The sequence below is a fragment of the Edaphobacter sp. HDX4 genome, assembly GCF_036877565.1.
In the GTDB taxonomy this organism is placed as follows: Bacteria; Acidobacteriota; Terriglobia; order Terriglobales; family Acidobacteriaceae; genus Edaphobacter.
The window spans coordinates 1-255 of record NZ_JAEDXW010000075.1 but is presented as its reverse complement, the minus strand read 5'-3'; the positions used below and the strand labels follow the sequence as shown (position 1 = coordinate 255).

Below are 255 nucleotides of genomic sequence, written 5' to 3'. Positions count from 1 at the left end.
CCGACTGCTTCAAGGGATCGATCTGCATGAGGACCTGACCAGCCCGAACGGAATCGCCAGACTTGACCAGGATCTTCGTCAGATTCCCTTCAACCTGTGGCTGCAATGTAGCAGAGCGCCGTCCCTTGATGGTAGAGACGTATGTATCGGAAGCGGCTACCGGCGAGAGAGACACAGAGGATACCTTCACCGGCATCGCCTGGGGAGCCGGGGCGGCGGCAGCCTCGTGCCTGCACCCCGAAACAGAGAGGCCCA

1 protein-coding gene is annotated in these 255 nt (G+C 60.8%); it reads right to left on the bottom strand.

The window, feature by feature from the left end; genetic code table 11:
• Positions 1 to 255, bottom strand: a 255-nt coding sequence (locus JAO29_RS23175; RefSeq protein WP_334270654.1) for a biotin/lipoyl-binding protein, incomplete at both ends; no start/stop codon positions are given.